Consider the following 25,055-nt stretch of genomic DNA (forward strand, 5'->3'; position numbering starts at 1 on the left):
CTCGTCGAACCGCACCTGCAGTACGTACTGCCCGCCCCCGAAGCTGAACCCCCGTACGTACTCGCCGCTCACGCCCCCGGTCCCGTCCTCGAAGCCGTACCCGAAGAGATAGGTGTCCCCGGCGCGCAGCCGCGCGTCGAAGAGCAGCTCCGCCACCACAACCCCGCTCTCGCGCTCCCAACGGACCCGACCGGTCCTGCAGTTCTCCCCGGCGCGCACCACCACGCCCGCCGGGTCGCACCCCGGATCGCCGCGGTGGATGGCCAGATAGCGGTCGATGCCGTCGCGGTGGGCGCGTACGACATGCTCCGAATCGCGCCCCCGGAGCTCACGCCCCGCCCCGATCCGTACCCGCTCGTGATGCCCCACGGTGTGCAGCCCACCGTCGGCCGGCAGTTCCAGCTCGCCGAGCAGCCGCTCGACGGCCCCCGACGACTCGACCAGCGACCGGTAGGAGCGGGTGGCGGGCCGCTCGACCTCCGCCCGCGCGCTCTCCGCGCCCAGGAGCCGCAGCAGAGACTCGCCCGGCAGCTCCAGTACGTCCTCCAGCGCGCGCACGGCCCGCAGCGACTCGGGCCGCTGGGGGCGGCGTGCGCCCTGCTGCCAGTAACTCAGGCTGGTCACGCCGACCTTGATGCCACGACTCGCGAGCCGGTTCTGTACGCGCTGCAGGGGCAGCCCGCGCACCGCGATCGCCGCGCGCAGGGCCAGATGGAAGGGCCCGGTGTGCAGCATCTGCGCGAGATCGGCCTCGGGGTGTCCCATCCGGACTCCTCAGGTGAACGTTCACAACGGGAGCGTGGCGGCGCCGCCGGGCGACCGACCGTACCGGCAAGGGCCGTTCACACTCCACCCGCACTGTTCACAGCGCCGTGCCACCCCGCATTGAAGCGTGTTGACCTGAACCCGACAACCATCGATGCTCCTCAGCAGCGTCCGGACGCGCTCCTCCAACCCACCCCCCGCCTCGGGAGGAACGCGATGCGCAACAAGAAGAGATGGCTGTCCGCAGCCGCCCTGCTGGCCGCGGCCGTCTTCGCCGCACCGGCGACGGCGGCCTCGGCCGACCAGACCGCCCCCGCCGCGGCCGCCAAACGCCTGAACATCACCATGCAGTCCCAGCAGAAGACCAACTGGTGCTGGGCCGCGAGCGGCAACACCATCGCCACCTGGTTCGGCCGCACCTACTCCCAGAACCAGTTCTGCAACGCGGCGTTCGGCCGTCAGCAGGGCTACGACTGCCCCAACTCCCAGGCCAGTCTCGGCGACGTCCAGAACGGTCTCGACTGGGCGGGCATCAACGCCGGTTCGTATGTCACCGGCTGGCTCCGCTACACCACGGTCCAGAGCGAGATCGACGCCAACCGCCCGGTCGAGACACGCATCCAGTGGTCGAGCGGCGGCGGCCATATGCACGTCCTGTACGGCTACGACCCGGCGAACAGCTGGGTCTACTGGGGCGACCCCTGGCCCTCCAACGACCGCTACAACTGGGCCTCGCACGCCTGGTACGTGAACAACAACGAGTTCTCCTGGACCCACTCCCTCTACCGGATCGGGGCGTGACACCGATGAACGGACGTCTCTGCCGGTCGGTCCTCGCCGGCTCCGCGACCACGCTCCTCCTGCTCGCGGCCCCGCACGCGTCGGCCGACACCCCGGCCCCGGACGAGAAGGCCGCCCACGAAGCGGCCACCGCCCCCGCCACCCTCACCACCCTCTCCCGCTACTTCGCCCGCGACGGCAAGGTCGCGGCTGCCGCGGCCGCCCCGCACATCGAGGGAAGGGCCGTCCCCGTCTACACCCTCGCCCCGGACTTCGTCGCGGGCCGCCCCGGCGCCGCGGTCGCCCGCCTGGACTTCATGGCCAGTACGGCGGTCTCGTCCGACGGCCGGAAGGCGTCCCTGTGGACCGCGCGGCAGGGCTCCTCCTGGCAGGTGGTGAACATCGCCTCAGGCGACGACGAGACCCGCTACAGCGCGGCAGGCGCCCGCAGGCTCCCCGGCGGCACGGTCTTCCGGGAGCCGCAGGCCGACGCCTGGTACGTACAGAAGGGCGCCAGGGTCCTGCCCCTGGACGAGGACGCGGTACGGGCGGTCGGCGCCGGAGGCACCACCCTCACCGCCTACCAGCGCCAGGTGCGGAAGGCCTACGGGGACAAGCTCCCGGGCTCCGCCTACGCCAAGTCCGGCAAGGCGGGCGGCTACGGCGCACCGCAGGCCGCGAGCGGAACCGAGGCCGCACAGGCCGCCCCGCCCGCCAAGGACGACTCCGCCCTCGACCCCGCCGCCGCGGGAGCCGCGGGAGCCGTCCTGCTGGCCCTCACCACCGCGGCCGTGCGCCTGCGCCGCCGCTGATCCCGGGGCCCGCCCGCCTCCCCGGGCGGGCCCCACTGTCAGCCCCCGCCAGTAGGCTGTCCACCATGGCCGACCCCTCCAGTTACCGCCCGAAGCCGGGACAGATCCCCGACTCGCCGGGGGTCTACAAATTCCGCGACGAACACCACCGGGTGATCTACGTGGGCAAGGCGAAAAGCCTCCGCCCGCGCCTCTCGTCGTACTTCCAGGATCTGGCCAATCTCCATCCGCGTACGCGCACGATGGTCACGACGGCAGCCTCGGTCGAGTGGACGGTGGTCTCCACCGAGGTCGAGGCGCTGCAGCTGGAGTACTCCTGGATCAAGGAGTTCGACCCGCGCTTCAACGTCAAGTACCGCGACGACAAGAGCTATCCGTCCCTCGCGGTGACGCTCAACGAGGAATTCCCCCGCGTCCAGGTGATGCGCGGACCCAAGAAGAAGGGCGTGCGCTACTTCGGTCCGTACGGCCACGCCTGGGCGATCCGCGAGACCGTCGACCTGATGCTCCGCGTCTTCCCCGTCCGCACCTGCTCGGCCGGGGTCTTCAAGCGCTCCGCCCAGATCGGCCGCCCCTGCCTCCTCGGCTACATCGGCAAGTGCTCGGCCCCCTGCGTCGGCCGTGTCACCCCCGAGGAGCACCGCGAACTGGCCGAGGAATTCTGCGACTTCATGGCCGGCCGCACGGGTACGTACATCCGCCGCCTGGAGCAGCAGATGCGCGAGGCGGCGGAGGAGATGGAGTACGAGAAGGCCGGCCGTCTGCGCGACGACATCGAGGCCCTCAGGCGCGCCCTGGAGAAGAACGCCGTCGTCTTCAACGACGCCACCGACGCGGACCTGATCGCCGTCGCCGAGGACGAGCTGGAAGCCGCTGTCCAGATCTTCCATGTCCGCGGGGGCCGGGTCCGCGGCCAGCGCGGCTGGGTGACGGACAAGGTCGAGGCCGTCGACACCGCGGGCCTCGTCGAGCACGCGCTGCAGCAGCTGTACGGCGAGGAGAAGGGCGACGCCGTTCCCAAGGAGGTCCTGGTCCCCGCGCTCCCCGAGCAGGAGACGGCCGTCGCGGCCTGGCTCGCCGAACGCCGTGGCTCGAACGTGTCGCTCCGTATCCCGCAGCGCGGCGACAAGAAGGACCTGATGGCGACGGTCCAGCGCAACGCGCAGCAGACCCTGATCCTGCACAAGACCAAGCGCGCGTCGGACCTCACCACGCGCTCGCGCGCCCTGGAGGAGATCGCCGAGGCGCTGGACCTGGACTCGGCGCCGCTGCGCATCGAGTGCTACGACATCTCCCATCTGCAGGGCGACGACGTGGTGGCCTCGATGGTGGTCTTCGAGGACGGCCTGGCCCGCAAGAGCGAGTACCGCCGCTTCCAGATCAAGAGCTTCGAGGGCCAGGACGACGTCCGCTCGATGCACGAGGTCATCACCCGCCGCTTCCGGCGCTATCTCTCCGAGAAGGAGCAGACGGGGGAGTGGACGGAGCAGGACGCGCCGGCCCCGGACGCGTCCACCGAACCGGAATCCCCCGCCGGGGACGACGGCCGCCCCAAGCGCTTCGCCTACCCGCCCCAGCTCCTGGTGGTCGACGGCGGCCAGCCCCAGGTCGCCGCCGCCCAGCGCGCCCTGGACGAGCTGGGGATCGACGACATCGCCATCTGCGGCCTCGCCAAGCGCCTCGAAGAGGTCTGGCTCCCCGGCGACGACGACCCGGTCGTCCTGCCGCGCTCCAGCGAAGGCCTCTACCTCCTCCAGCGGGTACGTGACGAGGCTCACCGCTTCGCCATCACCTACCAGCGCGCCAAGCGGGCCAAGCGCTTCAAGGCGGGCCCGCTGGACGCCGTCCCCGGCCTGGGCGAAACGCGCAAGCAGGCCCTCATCAAGCACTTCGGCTCGGTGAAGAAGCTGAAACAGGCCACAATTGACCAGATCTGCGATGTTCCCGGGATAGGCCGCAAGACGGCCGAGACCGTGGCCGCGGCACTCGCCCAGGCGGCTCCGGCCGCACCCGCCGTGAACACGGCAACAGGAGAGATCATGGAAGACGACGGGGGCAGCACACATGAGCAGTGACGATCAAGAACTTGAGCACCAGCAGGAACAGGATCAGGAGCAAGAGCACCAGCAGGAGCAAGAGCAAGAGCAAGAACAGGACGGAGCAGACGTGAGTACGGGCAGCGCCACGCCGGCCATCGAGGCCGCCGAACCGGCCATCCCCGAGTTGGTGATCATCTCCGGGATGTCGGGCGCGGGACGGTCCACCGCGGCGAAGTGCCTGGAGGACCTCGGCTGGTTCGTCGTCGACAACCTGCCGCCCGCCCTGATCCCCACCATGGTCGAGCTCGGCGCCCGCTCGCAGGGCAACGTGGCCCGTATCGCCGTCGTCGTCGACGTCCGTGGCCGCCGCTTCTTCGACAATCTGCGCGAATCCCTCGCGGACCTCGCGGCCAAGCACGTCACCCGCAGGATCGTCTTCCTCGAGTCCTCCGACGACGCCCTCGTCCGCAGGTTCGAATCCGTACGGCGCCCGCACCCCCTCCAGGGCGACGGCCGCATCGTCGACGGGATCGCCGCCGAGCGTGATCTGCTGCGCGAGCTGCGCGGCGACGCCGACCTGGTGATCGACACCTCCTCGCTCAACGTCCATGAGCTGCGCGCCAAGATGGACGCCCAGTTCGCGGGCGACGAGGAGCCCGAGCTGCGGGCCACCGTGATGTCCTTCGGCTTCAAGTACGGCCTGCCGGTCGACGCCGACCTCGTCGTCGACATGCGCTTCCTCCCCAACCCGCACTGGGTCCCGGAGCTGCGCCCCTTCACCGGACTGAACGAAGAGGTCTCCAACTACGTCTTCAACCAGCCAGGCGCCAAGGAGTTCCTCGACCGCTACACCGAGCTGCTCCAGCTGATCGCCGCGGGCTACCGCCGCGAGGGCAAGCGGTACGTCACCATCGCGGTCGGCTGCACCGGCGGCAAGCACCGCTCGGTCGCCACCTCCGAGAAGCTCGCCAAGCGGCTCGCCGCCGCCGGGGTGGAGACGGTGATCGTCCACCGCGACATGGGGCGCGAGTGAAGTCGTCCCTGCGGCTGAACCGGCTGAACCGGCTGAACCGGCTGAACCGACAGAACCACAAGCGGGGCGCCCAGCCCAAGACCGTCGCCCTCGGCGGCGGCATGGGCCTGTCCGCCTCGCTCACCGCGCTGCGCCGGATCACCGGTGACCTCACCGCCGTGGTCACCGTCGCCGACGACGGCGGCTCCAGCGGGCGCCTGCGCGACGAGCTCGGCGTTCTCCCGCCGGGCGACCTCCGCAAGGCCCTCGCCGCGCTCTGCGGCGACGACGACTGGGGCCAGACCTGGTCCCGCGTCATCCAGCACCGCTTCGAGTCCAAGGGTGACCTGCACGAACACGCGGTCGGAAACCTTCTCATCGTGGCCCTCTGGGAGCAGCTCGGCGACCACGTCCAGGCCCTGGATCTGGTCGGCAAGCTGCTCGGCGCGCACGGCAGGGTGCTGCCCATGTCCGCGGTCCCGCTGGAGCTGGAGGCTCTCGTACGGGGCCACGACCCGGACCGCCCCGACGACGTGGACACCGTCCGTGGCCAGGCCACCGTCGCCCTCACCCCGGGCGAGGTCCAGTCCGTCCACCTTGTCCCGAGTGATCCGCCGGCCGTCCCGGAGGCCGTCGCCGCGGTCCTCGACGCGGACTGGGTGGTGCTCGGTCCCGGGTCCTGGTTCTCCTCCGTGATCCCGCACCTCCTGGTGCCGGAACTGCTCGACGCGCTCACCGTGACGAAGGCCCGGAAGGTCCTTTCGCTCAACCTCGCGCCACAACCCGGAGAAACCGATGGCTTCTCACCGCAGCGTCATTTGGAGGTTTTGGCCCGACACGCCCCTAAACTCGCCTTCGACGTGGTGTTGGCCGATCAGGCCGCCGTGCGAGACCGGGAGAGCCTGACCGAAGCCGCAAAACGGCTCGGGGCGACGGTCGAGCTGGCGCCGGTGGCATCGCCCGGCAGCTCGGCGACACATGACCCGGAGCTGCTGGCCGCCGCGTACGACCGTATTTTTCGGATGCATGGAAGGATCGGCCCATGGCGATGACGGCAGCGGTGAAGGACGAAATTTCCCGGCTTCCCGTCACCCGGACCTGCTGCAGGAAGGCGGAGGTCTCGGCGATTCTTCGGTTCGCGGGCGGTCTCCACTTGGTGAGCGGCCGGATTGTGATCGAGGCGGAGCTGGACACCGCGATGGCGGCGCGCAGGCTCAAGCGGGACATTCTGGAAATCTTCGGGCACAGCTCGGAGCTGATTGTGATGGCACCCGGCGGTCTGCGCCGGGGTTCTCGTTTTGTCGTACGGGTCGTGGCGGGCGGCGACCAGCTGGCCCGCCAGACGGGGCTCGTGGACGGCCGCGGGCGCCCCATCAGGGGTCTCCCGCCGCAGGTGGTCTCGGGGGCCACCTGCGACGCCGAGGCGGCCTGGCGCGGGGCCTTCCTCGCCCATGGCTCGCTCACCGAGCCCGGCCGCTCCTCCTCCCTGGAGGTGACCTGCCCGGGACCCGAGGCCGCGCTCGCCCTGGTCGGTGCGGCCCGCAGGCTGCAGATCGCGTCCAAGGCGCGCGAGGTGCGCGGCGTCGACCGCGTGGTCGTACGGGACGGGGACGCGATCGGCGCCCTGCTGACCCGGCTCGGCGCGCACGATTCGGTACTGGCCTGGGAGGAGCGGCGGATGCGCCGCGAGGTCCGCGCCACGGCCAACCGCCTCGCCAACTTCGACGACGCCAACCTGCGCCGCTCGGCACGTGCCGCGGTCGCCGCGGGCGCCCGGGTCCAGCGCGCGCTGGAAATCCTCGCCGACGAGGTGCCCGAGCACCTGGCCGCCGCGGGCCGGCTGCGCATGGAGCACAAGCAGGCCTCGCTGGAGGAGCTGGGCGCGCTCGCCGACCCGCCGCTGACCAAGGACGCGGTCGCGGGCCGTATCCGCCGTCTGCTCGCCATGGCCGACAAGCGGGCCCAGGACCTGGGGATTCCGGGGACGGAGTCCAACCTCAGCGAGGAGCTGGACGACAGCCTCGTCGGCTGAGCAGGGCCTGAACCGGACCTGAACCGGACCTGAGCCGGACCTGAACCACCCCCTCCCTTTCCGCCGACCGCTGCCGGGCCCCCACGGGGACCCGGCAGCGGTTCTCTGGGTTCCGGTTGCGTACCCTTTTACGCCCCCTTGACATGATCATGAGGTGTCACCAGCCTGGCGTCATTCCACTCACGTGGCAGACAACAGCAAGGGGGGCTCATGAGACGCAGAGCGAGATCGATCCTCGCCGCGGCTTCACTGCTGATAGCCGGTCTGGCGGCCGCACCCGTCGCCCAGGCCAGTGGGGCGAAGACACCCGATCCGGGGTCCGACGCCATCAAGGTGTTCCATGCCCAGGTCACCAAGGAACAGATACCCCTGCTGCTCGCGGCCGGTCAGGACGGCCAGGAGCTGAGCCAACAGGCCCCGAAGCAGGGCAAGGCCGAGGTGGAGGTCTACCTCACCGACAAACAGGCCGGGCAGCTCGAGAACAAGGGCGTCGACCTCACCGAGCACAAGGTCTCGGCGAAGGCGCTGAAGGCGCAGGAGGCCGCGGGGGACGGCGTCTTCCGCCCGTACAGCGGAAAGGGCAATCTCCAGGAGGAGATCGTCAAGACCGGCCAGGCCAATCCGAACCTGACCAAGGTCGTCTCCATCGGCAAGACCGTCCAGGGCCAGGACATCCTCGCGCTCAAGCTCTCCAAGGGTGCGAAGAAGACCAAGGACGGCTCCAAGCCCGCCGTGCTGTACATGTCGAACCAGCACGCGCGTGAGTGGATCACCCCGGAGATGACCCGGCGGCTGATGCACTACTACCTGGACAACTACGGCAAGAACAAGCAGATCACGAAGATCGTCGACTCCACCGAGCTGTGGTTCGTCCTCTCCGCCAACCCCGACGGCTACGACTACACCTTCAAGGCCGACGGCGACCGCCAGTGGCGCAAGAACCTGCACGACAACAACGGCGACGGCACGATCGCCACCGGCGACGGCGTCGACCTCAACCGTAACTTCGCCTACAAGTGGGGTTACGACGACGAGGGTTCGTCCCCCAGTCCCGCCAACGAGACCTACCGCGGCACGAGCCCCGCCTCCGAGCCCGAGACCAAGGCGCTCGACGCCTTCGAGAAGCGCGTCGGGTTCAGGTACGCCATCAACTACCACTCCGCCGCAGAGCTCCTGCTGTACGGAGTCGGCTGGCAGGTGGCCACCCCCACCCCCGACGACGTGCTCTACAAGGAGCTCGCAGGCACCCCCGAGAACTCGGCCATCCCCGGCTACCACCCGCAGGTCTCCTCCGAGCTCTACACCACCAACGGTGAGGCCGACGGACACGCGGGCAACGTCAACGGCGTGGCGATGTTCACCCCTGAGATGAGCACCTGCCAGACGGCTTCGGCCATCGACCCCAACGACGCCTGGAAGCCCGAGGACTGCGAGTCGGTCTTCACCTACCCGGACGACGAGAAGCTGATCCAGGACGAGTTCGCGAAGAACATCCCCTTCGCGCTCTCCGTCGCCGAGACGGCCGCCCACCCCGACCAGCCGTCGTCCTCGGTCGGTCTGAACGCCGCCGACTTCACCCCGGCGGCCTTCACCACCTCCTACGCGCGCGGCGCCGACCAGAAGGTCTCCGTGGTCGTCCGCAAGTCCGTACGCGACAAGGAGCTCAACTACCGCATCAACGGCGGCCGTACACACGATGAGGACCTCAAGGCCTGGAAGGGCGGAGAGACCTACGGAGGCGACGACAACCTCTACTTCGACGAGTACCGCGCCACCGTGGAGAACGCGAACCCGGGCGACAAGGTCGAGGTCTGGTACACCGGTCGCACCGCCCACGGGAAGCGCACCTCCAGCGAGCACTTCACGTACACCGTGGCCTCGATCCCCAGGGCCGACACGCTCGTCGTCGCCGAGGAGGGCGCGGCCGCCCAGCAGTCCCAGGCGTACGTCGACGCGCTGAAGGCCAACGGCAAGAAGCCCCTGGTCTGGGACGTGGCGACCCAGGGCGTGCCCGACGCGCTCGGTGTGCTCGACCACTTCCGCAACGTCGTCCACTACACCGGCGTCCCGCGCCCCGGCCTCGCCACCCAGCTCGCCCTGCGCGACTTCCTCAACGAGGGCGGCAAGCTCGTCGAGGCGGGCGAACAGGCGGGCGGTTCCGTCGACATCGGCGGCACCCGCACCAACGACTTCAGCCAGTACTACCTCGGCGCCTACTCGCGCACGTCGTCGCCGGGCGCCACCGCCTTCACCGGCTCCGGCGGCCTCAACGGCTACACCGGTGCGCTCGCCGGCGCCCCCGGCAACCCGCTGGACGCGGCAGGCTCGTACAGCATCACCTCCGACAACCTGCCCATCGCCACGTACCCGCAGTTCAAGAGCGCGGGAGCGGGCCAGTACGTCGGCACGGTCAACCCCTACGGCCCCTACGAGGGCACCGGGATGGCCGCCGCGATCCACACCGACGACGCATGGAAGCGCCTCACCCACACCATCGACCTCACCGGGGTCGCCGCCGCCGACGTGCCCACTCTCACGTTCCAGCTGCTGTGGGACACCGAGCCCGGCTACGACAACGCGGTGCTCGAAGCCCACACGACAGGGGCCGAGGACTGGACCACCCTGCCGGAGAAGGGCGGCGCCACCAGCACCGCCGTTCCCGCCGAGTGCGAGGCCGGCTTCTACATCAAGGAGCACCCCGCCCTCAAGCGCTATCTGACGCAGGCCTCCACCGGCTGCACGGCGACCGGCACCAGCGGCACCTGGAACGCCTTCACCGGCGCCTCCGAAGGCTGGCAGCCGGTCTCCTTCGACCTCAGCGCGTACGCGGGCAAGAAGATCGAGGTCTCCCTCAGCTACATCACCGACCCCGGCACCGGCGGCCACGGAGTCCTCGCCGACAACGCCTCGGTCGTCATCGGCGGCCAGGCCACCGAGACCGAGGGCTTCGAGACCTCCCTGGGCGCCTGGACCGCCGCGGCCCCGCCCGCGGGCAGCCCGCCCGTCACCAACAACTGGGCCCGCACCGGCGAGCTCTTCAAGACGTACGGAGCGGTCACCACGCGCGACACCGTGCTTCTCGGCTTCGGCCTGGAGCACGTACCGAGCGCGGCGGACCGCGCGAAACTCATAGGAAAAGCGCTGACAACACTGCGGTGACACATCGGGACCAAGGTCCCTGACCGCCACGGCGGCCCGTAACCCTACTGGTGGGTACGGGTCGCCGTGCCGTTCGCGGCCCCCATACGGACCCGCTCGATGTCACCCTGTGGCCATTGGAGAGGTAGGGTCGGAGGCGGTCGGGGACATCCCATACAACTCGCCGGCAGTCAAAAACCGGCGTACCAACGAGGAGATCGGTTCGTGACGATCCGCGTAGGCATCAACGGCTTTGGCCGCATCGGGCGCAACTACTTCCGCGCGCTCCTTGAACAGGGTGCGGACATCGAGATCGTGGCTGTCAACGACCTGGGTGACACTGCGACCACCGCCCATCTGCTGAAGTACGACACCATTCTGGGCCGCCTCAAGGCCGAGGTGACGCACACCGACGACACCATCACCGTCGACGGCAAGACCATCAAGGTGCTCTCCGAGCGCAATCCGGCCGAGATCCCCTGGGGTCAGCTGGGTGTCGACATCGTCATCGAGTCGACCGGCTTCTTCACCAAGAAGGCCGACGCCGAGAAGCACATCGCGGGTGGCGCCAAGAAGGTCCTCATCTCGGCTCCGGCCAAGGACGAGGACATCACGATCGTGATGGGCGTCAACAACGAGAAGTACGACGCGGCCAACCACCACGTCATCTCCAACGCCTCCTGCACCACCAACTGTGTGGCGCCGATGGCCAAGGTTCTCGACGAGAACTTCGGTCTGGTCAAGGGCCTGATGACGACGGTCCACGCGTACACCAACGACCAGCGCATCCTGGACTACCCGCACTCGGACCTGCGCCGCGCCCGCGCCGCAGCCGAGAACATCATCCCGACCACGACCGGTGCCGCCAAGGCCACCGCTCTGGTCCTCCCGCAGCTCAAGGGCAAGCTCGACGGCATGGCGATCCGCGTCCCGGTTCCGACCGGCTCGGTCACCGACCTGGTCGTGACGGTGGCGCGCGAGGTCACCAAGGACGAGGTCAACGCCGTTTTCAAGAAGGCCTCCGAGGACGGCGACCTCAAGGGTTTCCTCACGTACACCGAGGACCCGATCGTGTCCTCGGACATCGTGGGCGACCCGTCGTCCTGCACCTTCGACTCCTCCCTGACCATGGTTCAGGACGGTACGTCGGTGAAGATCCTCGGCTGGTACGACAACGAGTGGGGCTACTCCAACCGTCTGGTCGACCTGACCGTCTTCGTCGGCGGCCAGCTCTAATCAGCGGCGAGAGCACCAAGATGTGAGCAGCAGGGCTCGGGCAGGCGCAATGTGGCGCCGCCCGGGCCCTTCTGCACGTGTTGTACGAGTTGTTGTTGCACGTGACATGGCCTCACGAGGAGCCCTATTCATGAAGACGATCGACGAACTTCTCGCCGAAGGGGTCGCGGGCAAGCGGGTATTCGTCCGCGCCGACCTCAACGTGCCGCTGGACGGCGCCCTCATCACCGACGACGGCCGCATCCGCGCCGTTCTGCCCACCATCAAGGCGCTCGTGGACGCGGACGCGAAGGTGATCGTCGCCTCCCACCTGGGCCGTCCCAAGGGCGCCCCGGACCCGGCGTTCTCGCTGCTGCCCGCAGCGGAGCGCCTCGCCGAACTCCTCGGCAAGCCGGTCGCGTTCGCACAGGACACGGTCGGCCCTGCCGCGCACGACGCGGTGAACGGTCTTGAGCCCGGCCAGGTCGCGGTCATCGAGAACCTGCGCTTCAACGCCGGCGAGACGTCCAAGGACGACGTCGAGCGCGGTGAGTTCGCGGACCGGCTGGCCGCCCTCGCCGACGTGTACGTAGGCGACGGCTTCGGCGCCGTGCACCGTAAGCACGCTTCCGTCGTCGACCTCCCGGCTCGGCTGCCCCACTACGCCGGCTACCTCATCGCCACCGAGGTCGGCGTCCTGAAGAAGCTCACCTCGGAGGTCGAGCGCCCGTACGCGGTCGTCCTCGGCGGCGCCAAGGTCTCCGACAAGCTCGGGGTCATCGACCACCTCCTGGACAAGGCCGACCGGATCCTGATCGGCGGCGGCATGGCGTACACCTTCCTCAAGGCCCAGGGCCACGAGGTCGGCACCTCGCTGCTGCAGGAGGACCAGGTCCCGAAGGTGCAGGAGTACCTGGAGCGCGCCAAGGCCAAGGGTGTGGAGTTCGTGCTCCCCGTCGACATCCTGGTCGCCGCGGAGTTCCCCGACCTCAAGACCAAGGCCCCGGCCAACCCCGGCACCGTCGCCGCGGACGCCGTCCCGGCCGGCCAGATGGGTCTGGACATCGGTCCCGAGACCCGCAAGCTGTACGCCTCGAAGCTCGCCGACGCGGAAACCGTCTTCTGGAACGGTCCGATGGGCGTCTTCGAGCACCCCGACTACGCCGAGGGCACCAGGGCCGTTGCCCAGGCGCTCCTCGACTCCCCGGCGTTCACCGTCGTCGGCGGTGGCGACTCCGCCGCCGCGGTCCGCATCCTGGGCTTCGACGAGAACGCTTTCGGCCACATTTCGACCGGTGGCGGCGCGAGCCTCGAGTACCTCGAGGGCAAGACGCTTCCCGGCCTCGCCGCCCTGGAGGGCTGACTTTCCATGAGTACCACCCGCACCCCGCTGATGGCGGGCAACTGGAAGATGAACCTCAACCACCTCGAGGCCATCGCCCACACCCAGAAGCTCGCCTTCGCGCTCGCCGACAAGGACTACGACGCGGTAGAGGTCGCCGTCCTGCCGCCCTTCACCGACCTGCGCTCCGTGCAGACCCTGATCGACGGCGACAAGCTCAAGATCAAGTACGGCGCCCAGGACATCTCGGCGTACGACTCCGGTGCGTACACCGGTGAGATCTCGGGCCCGATGCTGGCCAAGCTGAAGTGCACGTACGTGGCCGTCGGCCACAGCGAGCGCCGCCAGTACCACGCCGAGAACGACGAGGTCTGCAACGCCAAGGTCAAGGCCGCGTACAAGCACGGCCTCACCCCGATCCTCTGCGTCGGCGAGGGCCTGGACATCCGCAAGGCCGGAAACCAGGTGGCCTACACCCTCGCGCAGCTCGACGGCGGCCTCAAGGACGTCCCGGCCGAGCAGGCCGAGTCCATCGTGATCGCGTACGAGCCGGTCTGGGCGATCGGCACCGGCGAGGTCGCCACCCCGGACGACGCCCAGGAGGTCTGCGGTGCGATCCGCGGGCGTCTGGCCGAGCTGTACTCGCAGGAACTGGCCGAGAAGGTCCGTATCCAGTACGGCGGCAGCGTCAAGTCCGGCAACGTCGCGGCGATCATGGCGCAGCCCGATGTGGACGGCGCTCTCATCGGCGGCGCGGCGCTGGACACCGAGGAGTTCGTCAAGATCGTCCGGTTCCGCGACCAGTGAGTATGCGGTAGCGCGGATCCGTCGTACCCTTGCGGGGGCCGAGCAGGCTGGAGTCCAGCCGCACGGCCCCCGCAGTACTTTTCAAGCACTGTTACTAGCACCTGTCCAAGTCCGAGGAAGTTGGTCCAGCCGTGATCATGGGGTTCTCGATCGCCCTCATCGTCTTCAGCCTGCTGCTGATGCTGCTGGTGCTGATGCACAAGGGAAAGGGCGGCGGCCTCTCCGACATGTTCGGTGGTGGCATGCAGTCGTCCGTCGGCGGCTCATCGGTTGCCGAGCGCAACCTCGACCGCATCACCGTGGTGATTGGTCTGCTCTGGTTCGCGTGCATTGTCGTACTGGGCCTGGTCATGAAGCTCGACAGCTGACGGGCTGCGAGTAACTCCAATCGCTGGACGTGCGTTGGGCCTTACGTAGACTGGGGCATCTTCGAGCACCATCACGCAGGGAGTTACGACCGTGGCAAGTGGCAACGCGATTCGGGGAAGCCGGGTCGGAGCGGGGCCGATGGGGGAGGCCGAGCGCGGCGAGTCCGCGCCGCGTCTCCGCATCTCCTTCTGGTGCTCGAACGGGCACGAGACGCAGCCGAGCTTCGCCCGAGACGCACAGGTTCCGGACACCTGGGACTGCCCGCGCTGCGGGTTCCCGGCAGGCCAGGACCGCGACAATCCGCCGGACCCGCCGCGCACCGAGCCGTACAAGACGCATCTCGCGTACGTACGGGAGCGGCGCAGTGACGCGGACGGCGAGGCGATCCTCGCCGAGGCCCTCGCGAAACTGCGGGGCGAGATCTAGAGCTTTTCCGTCCGGCCGGACACCTCAACGGGTGTCCGGCCGGACTACGTTGTTCATGCGGTCCAGTCGTCATGCGGCCCTGTCCGGCACGTCACTCGCGCTTCAGATCCTTTAGGTTTGATATGCAGCGGGGATGTACGCAGGTTCGAGAAGAATGGACTGATGTCCGAGATGAACGCAGGCCGTACCAAGCTCAACCAGATGCCCGAGTGGACTGCCCTGGGCAAGCACCGCGAGCAGCTGGGCGAGACCCATCTGCGGGAGCTGTTCGACGCCGATCCGGGCCGCGGAAGCGGCTGGACGCTGCAGGTCGGCGACCTGTACCTCGACTACTCCAAGCACCTGGTGACCGACGAGACGCTCGGTCTGCTCCGTGAGCTGGCCACCGCCGCCGGGGTGGCCGAGCTGCGCGACGCGATGTTCCGCGGCGAGAAGATCAACACCACCGAGGACCGTGCCGTCCTGCACACCGCGCTGCGGGCCCCGCGCGGTGCCGTGGTCGAGGTGGACGGGGAGAACGTCGTCCCGGACGTCCACGCCGTGCTCGACAAGATGGCCGCCTTCGCCGACCGCGTGAGGTCGGGGGAGTGGACCGGGCACACCGGCAAGCGCATCAAGAACGTCGTCAACATCGGCATCGGCGGCTCGGACCTCGGTCCCGCGATGGCGTACGAGGCGCTGCGCTCCTTCGCCGACCGCGATCTGACGGTCCGTTTCGTCTCCAACGTCGACGGGGCCGATCTGCACGAGGCCGTACGCGACCTGGACGCGGCCGAGACGCTGTTCGTCATCGCGTCCAAGACCTTCACCACCATCGAGACCATCACCAACGCCACCTCCGCCCGCAATTGGCTGCTGACCGAGCTGAAGGCCGATCAGGAAGCCGTCGCCAAGCACTTCGTGGCGCTGTCGACCAACGCCGAGAAGGTCTCCGACTTCGGTATCGACACCGCGAACATGTTCGAGTTCTGGGACTGGGTCGGCGGGCGGTACTCCTTCGACTCGGCCATCGGCCTCGCGCTGATGATCGCGATCGGCCCGGACCGCTTCCGCGAGATGCTCGACGGATTCCACCTCGTCGACGAGCACTTCCGCACCGCCCCCGCCGAGGAGAACGTGCCGCTGCTGCTCGGCCTTCTCGGGGTCTGGTACGGCGCCTTCTTCGACGCCCAGTCGCATGCCGTGCTGCCGTACTCGCACTACCTCTCCAAGTTCACCGCGTACCTCCAGCAGCTGGACATGGAGTCCAACGGCAAGTCCGTGGACCGTGACGGCAACCCGGTCGAGTGGCAGACCGGACCCGTCGTCTGGGGCACGCCCGGCACCAACGGGCAGCACGCGTACTACCAGTTGATCCACCAGGGCACGAAGGTGATCCCGGCGGACTTCATCGGCTTCGCCCGCCCCGTCGCCGATCTGCAGCCGGGTCTGGTCGCCCAGCACGATCTGCTGATGGCCAACTTCTTCGCGCAGACGCAGGCGCTGGCCTTCGGCAAGACGCCCGACGAGGTACGGGCCGAGGGCGTGGCCGAGGAGCTCGTCCCGCACAAGTCGTTCAAGGGCAACCACCCGACGACCACGATCCTGGCGGAGAACCTCACCCCGTCCGTGCTCGGCCAGCTGATCGCGCTGTACGAGCACAAGGTGTTCGTCCAGGGCGCGATCTGGAACATCGACTCCTTCGACCAGTGGGGCGTCGAGCTCGGCAAGGTCCTCGCCAAGAAGGTCGAGCCGGTACTGACCGAGGGCAAGGGCGCCGAACAGCTGGACAGTTCGACCGCCGCGCTGGTGAGTACCTACCGAGCCCTGCGAGGTAGGCAGTAGAAGAGGTCCGCACGTTGCGCGGTCGTTGATCAGGCCCCGAAACGAAAGATCGGCCCGCGCTCCCCGAAGGGAGCGCGGGCCGATCCGCGTCGTACCGTCCGAACCGCTAGGCGGTCGGCGGGTAGAGCTGCGGCGGCAGCTGGGAAGCCGCCGCCGAGTCCAGCAGCCACAGCGTCCTGCTGCGGCCGTACGCACCGGCCGCCGGCGCCTGGATCTCCCCGGCCCCGGACAGCGCGATGGCGGCAGCCCCCGCCTTGTCCGCGCCCGCGGCCAGCAGCCACACCTCACGCGCCGCCCTGATGGCGGGCAGGGTCAGCGAGATACGGACCGGCGGCGGCTTCGGTGCGCCGTGCACACCCACCACCGTGCGCTCGGTCTCCCGTACGGCAGGAAGCTCGGGGAAGAGCGAGGCCACATGCGTGTCCGGGCCGACCCCCAGCATCAGGACGTCGAACGTCGGGACCGGGCCATGGTCTTCCGGCCCTGCGGCGGCGGCCAGTTCGGCGGCGTACGCGTCGGCCGCGGCCTCCACGTCGTTGCCGTACTCGCCGTCCGACGCCGCCATCGCGTGCACCCGCTTCGGGTCCAGCGGTACGGAGTCCAGCAGGGCCTCACGGGCCTGCGTGATGTTGCGCTCCGGATCGCCCTCGGGCAGGAACCGCTCGTCGCCCCACCACAGGTCGAGCCGCGACCAGTCGATCGCGTCCCTGGCCGGTGACGTGGCCAGGGCGGCCAGCAGACCGTTGCCGTTGCGGCCGCCGGTGAGGACCACGGACGCCGAACCCCGGGAGGCCTGGGCGTCCAGGATCTTCGTGATCAGCCGGGCCGCCGTGGCCTGTGCCATCAGCTCCTTGTCGTGGTGGACGACGAGTTGCGGAGCACTCACTTCGACGCCGCCCTCTTGGCCGGAGCCTTCTTCGGGGCGGCTGCCGTCTTCTTGGCGGCAGCGGCCTCCTGCGCCTGGGAGGCGGCGGGCTTCTCGTCGCTCTCGGCCGGCACCGACGCGGCACCGGCCTCGCCGAGCCGGTCCACGCCGTACGCCAGCGCGGCCGCATAGGTGTCGTCCGGGTCCAGCCGGCGCAGCTCCTCGGCCAGCAGCTCCGAGGTCTCTCGCCGCTTCAGCGCCACCGCGCGGTCCGGCTGGCCCTGCATCGAGAGCGTCGCCAGGGAACCGTCGGCACGGTCCAGGACGATCGTGCCGAGGTCCGTCTCCAGACGTACGGCCGTGAGTCCGGGACCCGCGGAGATCGAGCGCCGCACGGGGACGCCGAGGCGCACCGCGAGCCACATGGCGAGCAGCTCGCAGCTCGGGTTGAACTCCTCGCCCTCGACCTCGACACCGGTGACCTTGCTGGGCACCTGGTCGAGCGCGGCGGCGAGCATCGAGCGCCACGGGGTGATGCGCGACCACGCCAGGTCGGTGTCGCCAGGCGTGTACGTGGCGGCACGTGCCGTCAGCTCGTGGATCGGCTGCTCGGCGGCGTACGAGTCGGTGACCCGGCGCTGGGCCAGAGCGCCCAGCGGGTCCTTCGCCGGGTCCAGCGGGGCGTTCACCGGCCACCAGACGACCGTGGGGGCGTCGGGCAGCAGCAGCGGCAGGACGACCGACTGGGCGTGGTGCAGGACCTCGCCGTACAGCCGCAGGACGACCGTCTCACCCGTACCGGCGTCCGCGCCCACCCGTACCTCGGCATCGAGGCGGGCCTTGGCACGGTCGCGCGGCGAGCGCGAGACCCGCTTGATGACGACCAGGGTGCGCGAGGGGTGCTCGCGCGAGGCGTCGTTGGCGGCCTTGAGCGCGTCGTAGGCGTTCTCCTCGTCGGTGACGATGACGAGGGTCAGCACCATGCCGACGGCCGGGGTGCCGATCGCGCGGCGCCCCTGGACGAGGGCCTTGTTGACCTTGCTGGCCGTGGTTTCCGTCAGATCGATTTTCATGGGCGACGCCAGCTCCGTCCGTCTCGTGCGAGCATTTCGTCCGCCTCGACAGGACCCCAGGTGCCCGCTTCGTACTGTGCGGGCTTGCCGTGGGCGTCCCAGTACTCCTCGATCGGGTCGAGGATGCGCCAGGACGTCTCGACCTCTTCCAGCCTCGGGAAGAGGTTGGAGTCGCCGAGCAGCACATCGAGGATGAGCCGCTCGTACGCCTCGGGGCTGGACTCGGTGAAGGACTCGCCGTACGCGAAGTCCATCGACACGTCCCGGATCTCCATCGAGGTGCCGGGCACCTTGGAGCCGAAGCGCATCGTGATGCCCTCGTCGGGCTGGACGCGGATGACGATCGCGTTCTGGCCCAGCTCCTCCGTCGCCGTGTGGTCGAAGGGGGAGTGCGGGGCGCGCTGGAAGACGACCGCGATCTCGGTGACGCGGCGGCCGAGGCGCTTGCCCGTACGGAGATAGAACGGGACGCCCGCCCAGCGGCGGTTGTCGATCTCCAGCTTCACGGCGGCATAGGTGTCGGTCTTCGACTTGGGGTCGATGCCGTCTTCCTGGAGGTAGCCGACGGCCTTCTCGCCGCCCTGCCACCCGGCCGCGTACTGCGCGCGCACCGTCTCCTTGCCGAGGTCCTTCGGCAGCTTCACCGCGCCGAGCACCTTGGTCTTCTCCGCGACCAGCGCGTCCGCGTCGAAGGAGGCGGGCTCCTCCATCGCGGTCAGCGCGAGCAGCTGGAGGAGGTGGTTCTGGATGACGTCACGGGCCGCGCCGATGCCGTCGTAGTACCCGGCCCGGCCGCCGATGCCGATGTCCTCGGCCATGGTGATCTGCACGTGGTCGACGTACGACCGGTTCCAGATCGGCTCGAAGAGGGTGTTGGCGAAGCGGAGCGCCAGAATGTTCTGGACGGTCTCCTTGCCGAGGTAGTGGTCGATACGGAAGACCTCGTGCGGCGGGAAGACCTCGTGCACGACCTTGTTGAGGTCCTGCGCGCTCTGGAGGTTGTGGCCGAAGGGCTTCTCGATGACCGCGCGGCGCCAGGAGCCTTCCTTCTGGTCGGCCAGCCCGTGCTTCTTGAGCTGCTGGACGACGGAGGGGAAGAACTTCGGCGGTACGGACAGATAGAAGGCGAAGTTGCCGCCCGTGCCCTGCGCCTTGTCGAGCTCCTCGATGGTCTTCTTGAGCTGCTCGAAGGCGTTGTCGTCGTCGAACGTGCCCTGGACGAAGCGCATCCCCTGGATGAGCTGCTGCCAGACCTCCTCGCGGAAGGGGGTGCGCGCGTGCTCCTTGACGGAGTCGTGCACCTCCTGCGCGAAGTCCTCGTCCTGCCACTCGCGGCGGGCGAACCCGATGAGCGAGAAGCCCGGCGGGAGCAGACCGCGGTTGGCGAGGTCGTAGACGGCGGGCATCAACTTTTTACGGGACAAATCGCCCGTGACGCCAAAGATGACCAGGCCCGACGGCCCCGCGATACGCGGGAGCCGTCGGTCCGCGGCGTCACGCAGCGGATTGCTGCTTGACAAGGTTTCAGCCCTCCGAGGGGGCGAGGCGCTTGAGCTCTGCCTCGGTCGACTTGAGCAGGTCGTTCCAGGCGGACGCGAACTTCTCGACGCCCTCGTCCTCAAGGAGCTGTACGACGTCGTCGTACGCGATCCCGAGCTTCTCGACGGCGTCGAGCTCGGCGCGAGCCTGCTCGTAGGTGCCGGCGATGGTGTTGCCGGTGATCTGGCCGTGGTCGGCGGTGGCCTCGAGGGTCGCCTCCGGCATGGTGTTCACCGTGTTGGGGGCGACGAGGTCGTCGACGTACAGGGTGTCCTTGTACGACGGGTCCTTGACGCCGGTCGAGGCCCACAGCGGACGCTGCTTGTTGGCCTGCGCCTTGTCCAGGGCCGCCCAGCGCTCGGAGCCGAAGACCTCTTCGTACGCCTCGTACGCGAGACGCGCGTTGGCCAGCGCGGCCTTGCCCTTGAGGGCCTTGGCCTCGTCCGTGCCGATACCGTCGAGGCGCTTGTCGATCTCGGTGTCCACACGGGACACGAAGAAGGACGCCACCGAGTGGATCTTGGAGATGTCCAGGCCGGCGGCCTTCGCCTTCTCCAGGCCCGCCAGGTACGCGTCCATGACCTCGCGGTAGCGCTCCAGCGAGAAGATCAGCGTGACGTTGACGCTGATGCCCTTGCCGATGACCTCGGTGATCGCCGGCAGGCCGGCCTTGGTCGCCGGGATCTTGATGAGCGTGTTCGGGCGGTCCACCAGCCAGGCGAGCTGCTTGGCCTCGGCGACCGTGGCACCCGTGTTGTGGGCCAGCCGCGGGTCGACCTCGATGGAGACCCGGCCGTCCTGGCCGTCCGTCGAGTCGAAGACCGGACGCAGGATGTCGGCGGCGTCCCTCACGTCGGCCGTCGTGATCATGCGGATGGCTTCCTCGACGGTGACCTTGCGGGCGGCGAGGTCGGTGAGCTGCTGCTCGTAACCGTCACCGCTGGAGATCGCCTTCTGGAAGATCGACGGGTTGGTGGTGACGCCCACCACGTGGCTCTGGTCGATCAGCTCGGCCAGGTTGCCGGACGTGATGCGCTTGCGCGACAGGTCGTCGAGCCAGATCGCGACGCCTTCGTCGGAGAGGCGCTTGAGTGCGTCTGTCATGAGAGTTGCATCTCCTACTTGATCGTGTACCGGCGTCAGCGCGCTGCGGCGTCGATAGATTCCCGGGCCTTGGCCACCACGTTCTCCGCGGTGAAACCGAACTCGCGGAAGAGGACCTTGGCGTCGGCGGAGGCACCGAAGTGCTCCAGCGACACGATCCGGCCCGCGTCACCGACGAAGCGGTGCCAGGTCAGACCGATACCGGCCTCGACCGCCACACGCGCCTTGACGGACGGCGGGATGACCGAGTCCCGGTACCCCTGGTCCTGCGCCTCGAACCACTCGACGCACGGCATCGAGACGACCCGGGTGGGGACGCCCGAGGCCTGGAGCTGCTCGCGCGCCTCGACGGCGAGCTGCACCTCGGAGCCGGTGCCGATGAGAACGACCTGCGCCTCTGTGCTCTGCCCTTCGGTCCCTTCGGCGTCGAAGAGGACGTAACCGCCCTTGGCGGCACCCTCGTTGGCGTCGTAGGTCGGCACGCCCTGGCGGGTCAGCGCGAGGCCGTGCGGGGCGCTCTTGCCGAAGTCCTTCTTGCCGCGGCGCAGGATCTCGCGCCAGGCGATCACGGTCTCGTTGGCGTCCGCGGGACGGACGACGTTGAGGCCGGGGATGGCGCGCAGCGAGGCGATGTGCTCGACCGGCTGGTGGGTCGGGCCGTCCTCGCCGAGACCGACGGAGTCGTGCGTCCAGACGTACGTCACCGGAAGGTGCATCAGCGCCGAGAGACGGACCGCGTTGCGCATGTAGTCGGAGAACACCAGGAAGGTGCCGCCGTAGATGCGGGTGTGGCCGTGCAGCGCGATGCCGTTCATCTCCGCGGCCATGGAGTGCTCGCGGATACCGAAGTGGATCGTCCGGCCGTACGGGTCGGCCTCCGGGAGCGGGTTGCCCGCGGGGAGGAACGACGACGTCTTGTCGATGGTGGTGTTGTTCGAGCCCGCGAGGTCGGCGGAGCCGCCCCACAGCTCGGGGATGACCGCACCGAGCGCCTGCAGGATCTTGCCGGACGCGGCACGCGTCGCGACGGCCTTGCCGGTCTCGAAGGAGGGGAGCTTCTCCTCCCAGCCCGCGGGGAGCTCGCCCGCGTCGATGCGGTCGAACTCGGCGGCGCGCTGCGGGTTGGCGGTGCGCCAGGCGGCGAAGGACTTCTCCCACTCGGCCTTGGCCTCGCGGCCGCGGTCGAGCGCCTCACGGGTGTGGCCGATGACCTCGTCGGAGACCTCGAAGGTCTTCTCCGGGTCGAAGCTCAGCACGCGCTTGATCGCGGCGACCTCGTCGTCGCCGAGCGCCGAGCCGTGTGCGGCCTCGGTGCCCTGGGCGTTCGGGGCGGGCCAGGCGATGATCGAGCGCATCGCGATGAAGGACGGCTTGTCCGTCACCGCCTTCGCGGCCTCGATCGCGTTGAACAGGGCCTCGGGGTCGAGGTCGCCGTCCGGCTTGGGCGCCACGCGCTGGACGTGCCAGCCGTACGCCTCGTAGCGCTTGACGGTGTCCTCGGAGACCGCGGTCTCCGTGTCGCCCTCGATGGAGATGTGGTTGTCGTCCCAGAGAAGGACGAGGTTGCCGAGCTTCTGGTGCCCGGCCATCGAGGACGCCTCCGCGGAGATGCCCTCCTGGAGGCAGCCGTCACCGGCGATGGCGTAGACGAAGTGGTCGAACGGGGAGGTGCCGGCGGCGGCCTCCGGGTCGAACAGGCCGCGCTCGTAGCGGGCGGCCATCGCCATGCCCACGGCATTGGCGACACCCTGGCCGAGCGGCCCCGTGGTCGTCTCGACGCCCGTGGTGTGGCCGTACTCCGGGTGACCGGGGGTCTTCGAGCCCCAGGTGCGGAAAGCCTTGAGGTCATCCAGCTCCAGGCCGAAGCCGGCCAGGTAGAGCTGGGTGTAGAGAGTCAAGGACGAGTGTCCCGCAGAGAGGACGAACCGGTCGCGGCCGGTCCAGTCGGCGTCCGCCGGGTCGTGCCGCATCACCTTCTGGAAGAGGGTGTACGCGGCGGGGGCCAGGCTCATGGCCGTACCGGGATGGCCGTTGCCGACCTTCTGTACGGCGTCCGCGGCCAGGACGCGTGCCGTGTCAACGGCCCGCTGGTCCAATTCGGTCCACTCGAGGTCTGTGGTGGTCGGCTTGGTGCTCACCCTGGGTCAGGGCTCCTCTCCACATGTTGTGTCCCGGTGACTCGGGGCGCACCGGGCGTTGTCGAGCCTACCCCCGCAGGAACGCGCAATTTTTCGAGTGCCTGTCGGTAAAAGACAGTCACTGCCAGGGTGCGGGCGGCGGGCCGACTTCGCCTGTCGAGCGAGCTCCAACACGACCCCACCCCCGCGAAGATCGGCGTATGGGCAACGTCTAGAGTGGCGTGGTAAGCGCAAGTCTTTACCGGGCCTTCACGCCCGGAAACTACGGGGACTTGCTGAGAATTCTCTGTCAGGGGTGTGCGTGACGGCGCTCGAGTCCCGGCCCGCAGGGGTCGTCTTGACTCCCAGCCCGGGGGCCCATCGGCCATTCGGGGCCCGCGTCAAGGCATTCGTGGCGCTGACCAAGCCGCGGATCATCGAACTTCTGCTGATCACCACTGTGCCGGTGATGTTCCTGGCAGAGCAGGGTGTGCCGAAGCTCTGGCTGGTCCTCGTCACCTGTGTCGGCGGCTATCTGTCGGCGGGCGGCGCCAACGCGCTGAACATGTACATCGACCGCGACATCGACGCGCTGATGGACCGCACCGCGCAGCGTCCGCTGGTCACCGGAATGGTCTCGCCGCGCGAGTGCCTGGCCTTCGGCTTCGCACTCGCAGTGATCTCCACGCTCTGGTTCGGGCTGCTGGTCAACTGGCTGTCCGCCGCACTCTCGCTGGGCGCGCTGCTCTTCTACGTCGTCGTCTACACGATGATCCTCAAGCGCCGCACCTCGCAGAACATCGTCTGGGGCGGCATCGCGGGCTGCATGCCGGTGCTCATCGGCTGGTCCGCGGTGACCAATTCCATGTCGTGGGCCCCGGTCATTCTCTTCCTCGTCATGTTCTTCTGGACGCCGCCGCACTACTGGCCGCTGTCGATGAAGGTCAGGGAGGACTACGCGCGGGTGGGCGTTCCGATGCTCCCCGTCGTCGCCTCCAACAGCGTCGTGGCCCGCCAGATCGTCATCTACAGCTGGGTGATGGTCGCCGTCTCACTGCTGCTGACGCCGCTCGGCTACACCGGCTGGTTCTACACGTCGGTGGCCCTGCTGGCCGGTGGCTTCTGGCTCTGGGAAGCGCATGGGCTGCAGTCGCGGGCCAAGGGCGGGGTGACGGGGGCGAAGCTCAAGGAGATGCGACTGTTCCACTGGTCGATCACCTATGTCTCGCTGCTCTTCATCGCGGTCGCGGTGGACCCCTTCCTGCGCTAGCCCCTTCCTGCGCTAGCCCCGCCCCGGGGCTCCGCCCCGGACCCCGGTCCTCAATCGCCGGACGGGCTATGAATAGCCCGTCCGGCGATTGAGGACACGCGTGCGAAGCACGCGTACCGGGGGCCCGGCGGCGCTTCCCGGCTACCCGCGAGTAGCATGCCCTCATGGCTGAGACTCAGGTAGACGAGAAGCGAGCCGCGAGGCTCGCCAAGCAGATCCAGGCGTTCTCCACATCGCACGGCGGCGCCGAGGCGCAGGTCGCGTACATCGGCCAGAAGGGCGCGCGCATCGTGCTCGTCGGCGAGGACGGCGAGTGGGGCGATCTGGTCGCACCCACCTACGCCCTCGCGCAGAGCGCCACCGAGAAGGCCGGCGTCACCGTCCACGAGGACTTCGACGGGGAGTTCGCAGCCAAGGTGCGCACCGGTCCGTACGAGTGGACACGCATGGCCGGCATCCAGGTCGGCGGCCCGAGCAACACCTGAAGCGGCTTCACCCGTTAGGACTGTGGGAAGCACAGTCCACT

The 25,055-nt window shown here is 69.0% G+C and carries 21 protein-coding genes; 15 read left to right on the forward strand and 6 right to left on the reverse strand.

Annotated elements, in window-relative coordinates:
• On the reverse strand, positions 1-765 hold a 765-nt coding region (locus J0695_RS00005), incomplete at its 3' end, for a hypothetical protein (protein WP_206958678.1).
• Positions 766-981: 216 nt separating this feature from the next.
• Here J0695_RS00005 and J0695_RS00010 point away from each other — a divergent pair.
• The 13 genes from J0695_RS00010 (at position 982) to pgi (ending at position 16,561) form a co-directional block, all read left to right on the forward strand.
• On the forward strand, positions 982-1,566 hold the full coding sequence (locus tag J0695_RS00010) for a papain-like cysteine protease family protein (RefSeq protein ID WP_206958679.1): 585 nt from the start codon (positions 982-984) through the stop codon (positions 1,564-1,566).
• Between the two features lie 5 nt (positions 1,567-1,571).
• Complete coding sequence (locus tag J0695_RS00015; protein ID WP_206958680.1) at positions 1,572-2,357, forward strand: hypothetical protein; 786 nt, start codon at positions 1,572-1,574, stop codon at positions 2,355-2,357.
• Positions 2,358-2,422: 65 nt separating this feature from the next.
• Positions 2,423-4,432 carry an excinuclease ABC subunit UvrC gene (gene uvrC, locus J0695_RS00020; RefSeq protein WP_206958681.1) on the forward strand — a complete coding sequence of 670 codons (2,010 nt, stop codon included), beginning with the start codon at positions 2,423-2,425 and terminating at the stop codon, positions 4,430-4,432.
• On the forward strand, positions 4,422-5,429 hold the full coding sequence (gene rapZ / locus J0695_RS00025; RefSeq protein WP_242551999.1) for an RNase adapter RapZ: 1,008 nt from the start codon (positions 4,422-4,424) through the stop codon (positions 5,427-5,429). Before uvrC ends, rapZ begins: the two co-directional genes overlap by 11 nt.
• Before the next feature lie 8 nt (positions 5,430-5,437).
• Positions 5,438-6,460 carry a gluconeogenesis factor YvcK family protein gene (locus J0695_RS00030; protein WP_242552002.1) on the forward strand — a complete coding sequence of 341 codons (1,023 nt, stop codon included), beginning with the start codon at positions 5,438-5,440 and terminating at the stop codon, positions 6,458-6,460.
• Entirely contained in the window at positions 6,451-7,440 is a 990-nt protein-coding gene (gene whiA, locus J0695_RS00035; RefSeq protein ID WP_206958689.1) for a DNA-binding protein WhiA, read from the forward strand. The genes J0695_RS00030 and whiA overlap by 10 nt, the downstream gene beginning before the upstream one ends.
• Before the next feature lie 210 nt (positions 7,441-7,650).
• Positions 7,651-10,599, forward strand: a complete 2,949-nt coding sequence (locus tag J0695_RS00040) for a M14 family metallopeptidase (RefSeq protein WP_206958696.1) — start codon at positions 7,651-7,653, stop codon at positions 10,597-10,599.
• A 204-nt stretch (positions 10,600-10,803) separates the two neighbouring features.
• Complete coding sequence (gap, locus tag J0695_RS00045; protein ID WP_206958712.1) at positions 10,804-11,814, forward strand: type I glyceraldehyde-3-phosphate dehydrogenase; 1,011 nt, start codon at positions 10,804-10,806, stop codon at positions 11,812-11,814.
• A 130-nt stretch (positions 11,815-11,944) separates the two neighbouring features.
• A complete protein-coding gene (locus tag J0695_RS00050; protein ID WP_206958714.1) occupies positions 11,945-13,156 on the forward strand; it encodes a phosphoglycerate kinase in 1,212 nt (403 codons plus the stop codon).
• A 6-nt stretch (positions 13,157-13,162) separates the two neighbouring features.
• A complete protein-coding gene (gene tpiA, locus J0695_RS00055; RefSeq protein WP_206958716.1) occupies positions 13,163-13,942 on the forward strand; it encodes a triose-phosphate isomerase in 780 nt (259 codons plus the stop codon).
• A gap of 137 nt (positions 13,943-14,079) precedes the next feature.
• The gene (gene secG / locus J0695_RS00060) at positions 14,080-14,310 is read left to right on the forward strand and encodes a preprotein translocase subunit SecG (RefSeq protein ID WP_206958718.1); all 231 of its coding nucleotides are present in this window, start codon (positions 14,080-14,082) and stop codon (positions 14,308-14,310) included.
• 91 nt (positions 14,311-14,401) lie between these two features.
• Positions 14,402-14,737, forward strand: a complete 336-nt coding sequence (locus J0695_RS00065; protein ID WP_206958720.1) for an RNA polymerase-binding protein RbpA — start codon at positions 14,402-14,404, stop codon at positions 14,735-14,737.
• A 171-nt stretch (positions 14,738-14,908) separates the two neighbouring features.
• Complete coding sequence (gene pgi / locus J0695_RS00070; RefSeq protein ID WP_206958783.1) at positions 14,909-16,561, forward strand: glucose-6-phosphate isomerase; 1,653 nt, start codon at positions 14,909-14,911, stop codon at positions 16,559-16,561.
• A gap of 106 nt (positions 16,562-16,667) precedes the next feature.
• Here pgi and pgl read toward each other — a convergent pair whose 3' ends face one another.
• The 5 genes from pgl to tkt are packed head-to-tail and all read right to left on the reverse strand — an operon-like array spanning position 16,668 to position 23,280.
• Positions 16,668-17,447, reverse strand: a complete 780-nt coding sequence (pgl, locus tag J0695_RS00075) for a 6-phosphogluconolactonase (protein WP_206958722.1) — start codon at positions 17,445-17,447, stop codon at positions 16,668-16,670.
• Entirely contained in the window at positions 17,444-18,499 is a 1,056-nt protein-coding gene (opcA, locus tag J0695_RS00080; RefSeq protein WP_206958724.1) for a glucose-6-phosphate dehydrogenase assembly protein OpcA, read from the reverse strand. The genes pgl and opcA overlap by 4 nt, the downstream gene beginning before the upstream one ends.
• On the reverse strand, positions 18,496-20,019 hold the full coding sequence (gene zwf, locus J0695_RS00085) for a glucose-6-phosphate dehydrogenase (RefSeq protein ID WP_206958726.1): 1,524 nt from the start codon (positions 20,017-20,019) through the stop codon (positions 18,496-18,498). The genes opcA and zwf overlap by 4 nt, the downstream gene beginning before the upstream one ends.
• A gap of 4 nt (positions 20,020-20,023) precedes the next feature.
• Positions 20,024-21,142 carry a transaldolase gene (tal, locus tag J0695_RS00090; protein WP_206958728.1) on the reverse strand — a complete coding sequence of 373 codons (1,119 nt, stop codon included), beginning with the start codon at positions 21,140-21,142 and terminating at the stop codon, positions 20,024-20,026.
• Between the two features lie 35 nt (positions 21,143-21,177).
• A complete protein-coding gene (gene tkt / locus J0695_RS00095; RefSeq protein WP_206958730.1) occupies positions 21,178-23,280 on the reverse strand; it encodes a transketolase in 2,103 nt (700 codons plus the stop codon).
• A 295-nt stretch (positions 23,281-23,575) separates the two neighbouring features.
• On the opposite strand from tkt, the gene J0695_RS00100 reads away from it, so the two are divergent.
• Both J0695_RS00100 and J0695_RS00105 read left to right on the forward strand, forming a co-directional pair.
• Complete coding sequence (locus J0695_RS00100) at positions 23,576-24,529, forward strand: heme o synthase (protein ID WP_206958732.1); 954 nt, start codon at positions 23,576-23,578, stop codon at positions 24,527-24,529.
• Between the two features lie 164 nt (positions 24,530-24,693).
• Positions 24,694-25,014 (forward strand): hypothetical protein, encoded by a 321-nt coding sequence (locus J0695_RS00105; protein WP_206958740.1) that lies wholly within the window; start codon positions 24,694-24,696, stop codon positions 25,012-25,014.
• The last annotated feature ends 41 nt before the right edge of the window (positions 25,015-25,055 follow it).

The sequence above is a fragment of the Streptomyces beijiangensis genome (genome assembly GCF_017315755.1).
Taxonomy (GTDB): Bacteria; Actinomycetota; Actinomycetes; order Streptomycetales; family Streptomycetaceae; genus Streptomyces; species Streptomyces beijiangensis.

Bases quoted from the DNA above. Each gene is read 5' to 3' on its own strand.
- J0695_RS00010 (WP_206958679.1), top strand. From the start codon at position 982: ATGCGCAACAAGAAGAGATGGCTGTCCGCAGCCGCCCTGCTGGCCGCG.
- J0695_RS00015 (WP_206958680.1), top strand. From the start codon at position 1,572: ATGAACGGACGTCTCTGCCGGTCGGTCCTCGCCGGCTCCGCGACCACG.
- uvrC (WP_206958681.1), top strand. From the start codon at position 2,423: ATGGCCGACCCCTCCAGTTACCGCCCGAAGCCGGGACAGATCCCCGAC.
- rapZ (WP_242551999.1), top strand. From the start codon at position 4,422: ATGAGCAGTGACGATCAAGAACTTGAGCACCAGCAGGAACAGGATCAG.
- whiA (WP_206958689.1), top strand. From the start codon at position 6,451: ATGGCGATGACGGCAGCGGTGAAGGACGAAATTTCCCGGCTTCCCGTC.
- J0695_RS00040 (WP_206958696.1), top strand. From the start codon at position 7,651: ATGAGACGCAGAGCGAGATCGATCCTCGCCGCGGCTTCACTGCTGATA.
- J0695_RS00050 (WP_206958714.1), top strand. From the start codon at position 11,945: ATGAAGACGATCGACGAACTTCTCGCCGAAGGGGTCGCGGGCAAGCGG.
- tpiA (WP_206958716.1), top strand. From the start codon at position 13,163: ATGAGTACCACCCGCACCCCGCTGATGGCGGGCAACTGGAAGATGAAC.
- secG (WP_206958718.1), top strand. From the start codon at position 14,080: ATGGGGTTCTCGATCGCCCTCATCGTCTTCAGCCTGCTGCTGATGCTG.
- pgi (WP_206958783.1), top strand. From the start codon at position 14,909: ATGAACGCAGGCCGTACCAAGCTCAACCAGATGCCCGAGTGGACTGCC.
- opcA (WP_206958724.1), bottom strand. From the start codon at position 18,499: ATGAAAATCGATCTGACGGAAACCACGGCCAGCAAGGTCAACAAGGCC.
- tal (WP_206958728.1), bottom strand. From the start codon at position 21,142: ATGACAGACGCACTCAAGCGCCTCTCCGACGAAGGCGTCGCGATCTGG.
- J0695_RS00105 (WP_206958740.1), top strand. From the start codon at position 24,694: ATGGCTGAGACTCAGGTAGACGAGAAGCGAGCCGCGAGGCTCGCCAAG.